This window comes from Actinoplanes sp. NPDC051633, assembly GCF_040681735.1.
Lineage (GTDB): Bacteria > Actinomycetota > Actinomycetes > Mycobacteriales > Micromonosporaceae > Actinoplanes.
This window is the reverse complement of record NZ_JBFAZH010001334.1, coordinates 1-1,946: the sequence shown is the minus strand read 5'-3', so window position 1 is coordinate 1,946 and position 1,946 is coordinate 1. Positions and strand designations below refer to the sequence as shown.

The 1,946-nt window shown below is 70.7% G+C and carries 4 protein-coding genes; all 4 read left to right on the top strand.

Annotated elements, in window-relative coordinates; translation table 11 throughout:
- A partial coding sequence (locus AB0M20_RS40685) for an ATP-binding protein (RefSeq protein WP_364306553.1) occupies positions 1–700 on the top strand: 700 nt, incomplete at its 5' end.
- 14 nt (positions 701–714) lie between these two features.
- A complete protein-coding gene (gene nadD / locus AB0M20_RS40680) occupies positions 715–1,323 on the top strand; it encodes a nicotinate-nucleotide adenylyltransferase (protein WP_364306551.1) in 609 nt (202 codons plus the stop codon).
- 40 nt (positions 1,324–1,363) lie between these two features.
- Positions 1,364–1,762 carry a ribosome silencing factor gene (gene rsfS / locus AB0M20_RS40675; RefSeq protein ID WP_364306554.1) on the top strand — a complete coding sequence of 133 codons (399 nt, stop codon included), beginning with the start codon at positions 1,364–1,366 and terminating at the stop codon, positions 1,760–1,762.
- Positions 1,759–1,946: histidine phosphatase family protein (locus AB0M20_RS40670; RefSeq protein WP_364306549.1), on the top strand; the 188-nt coding region annotated here is incomplete at its 3' end. The genes rsfS and AB0M20_RS40670, both read left to right, overlap by 4 nt.

Genomic DNA, 1,946 nt, shown 5'->3' with positions numbered 1-1,946 from the left:
CCGGGAGGCGATGCCCGCCGGCGGCCAGCTGGTGATCGACACCGCGCGCCAGCAGGACCACGTCCGGCTGCGCGTGTCCGACTCCGGCACCGGCATGCCGCCCGAGGTGGCGGAGCGCGCGTTCGAGCCGTTCTTCACCACCAAGGCCAGCGGCGAGGGCACCGGGCTGGGCCTGGCGACGGTGTACGGCATCGTCACCCAGGCCTCCGGGTCGGTGTCCATCTCCTCGCAGCCCGGCGTCGGGACGACGGTCTCCGTCTTGCTGCCGCTTCTTCAGGAGGTCCCGCCGCCGGTCGTCGCCGCCCCGACCGGCAACGGTTCGACCGGTGGCCGCGGCGAGACGCTGCTCGTGGTGGAGGACGAGGCGGCGCTGCGCGACGTGGCCGGGCGGATCCTCTCCGGAGCGGGCTACCGCGTGCTGACCGCGGACGGCGGGCAGCGGGCGCTGGAGCTGGCCGCGCTGCACGAGGGCGACATCGACCTGGTGGTCAGCGACGTGGTGATGCCCGGCATGCTGGGCAACGAGCTGGCCGAACGGATGGCCGACGTACGCCCGGGCACGCCGGTGCTCTTCATGTCGGGCTACGCGCAGCCGGTGCTCGCCTCCCAGGGCACGCTGGACCCGGGCGTGGCGCTGCTGGAGAAGCCGTTCACGGCGGCCGACCTGCTGTCCGCCGTACGCGACCGCCTTGATGGTTGATCTATTCTTCGTCGATGGCAGGCGTACGGGTCGGGATCATGGGCGGCACGTTCGACCCCATCCACCACGGCCACCTGGTCGCGGCCAGTGAGGTGGCCGGCCGCTTCGAGCTCGACGAGGTGGTCTTCGTGCCCACCGGTCATCCGTGGCAGAAGGGCGGCACGGTCTCGCCGGCCGAGGACCGATACCTGATGACGGTCATCGCCACCGCGTCCAACCCCCGGTTCCAGGTGAGCCGGGCGGACATCGACCGCGGCGGCCCGACCTACACGATCGACACGCTGCGGGAGCTCCGCGCGGCGTACGGGCCGGAGGCCGAGCTCTACTTCATCACCGGCGCCGACGCGCTCGCGAAGATCCTCTCGTGGAAGGACGCGCTGGAGATGCTGTCGCTGGCGCACTTCATCGGCGTCACCCGGCCCGGCTTCGAGCTCACCGCCGAACACCTGCCGGCGGACACCGTGAAGCTGGTCGAGGTGCCCGCGATGGCCATCTCCTCGAGTGACTGCCGGGCACGGGTGTTCATGGGAAATCCGGTCTGGTATCTGGTGCCCGACGGGGTTGTGCAATACATCGCCAAACGCGGGCTGTATCGGCCTTCGGGGAATGTCACACCCATGTGAGACCCTTGTATCTCCTGAACCTGACTCAGAGGGGATGCTCTTGCCCGTCACCGAACGCGCTCTGGAACTCGCGATGGCGGCCGCGCAGGCCGCCTCGGACAAGAAGGCGCAGGACATCGTCGTCATCGACGTGGGCGACCAGCTCGCCATCACCGACGCTTTCGTGATCGCCTCCGCCTCCAACGAGCGGCAGGTCGCCGCGATCGTCGACGCCGTCGAGGAGGCGCTGGTCAACCTGCCGGAGAAGGCGAAGCCGGTCCGGCGCGAGGGCGAGCGGCAGGGCCGCTGGGTCCTCCTCGACTTCATCGACGTCGTGGTGCACATCCAGCACGCCGAGGAACGCGAGTTCTACGCGCTCGACAAGCTGTGGAAGGACTGCCCGACCGTGCCGTTCGTCGACCGTGACATGGTCGAGGCCGACGCCACCGGCGCCGCGTGAGCCGGCTGATCGTCTGGCGGCACGGCAACACCGACTGGAACGCGGGGCACCGCGTCCAGGGGCAGACCGACGTGTCGCTGAACGAGCTGGGCCATCGGCAGGCGGTCGAGGCGGCCGCGCTGCTGGCCCGGTTCCGGCCCGAGGCCCTCGTCTCCAGCGATCTGCGCCGCGCGGCCGGCACGGC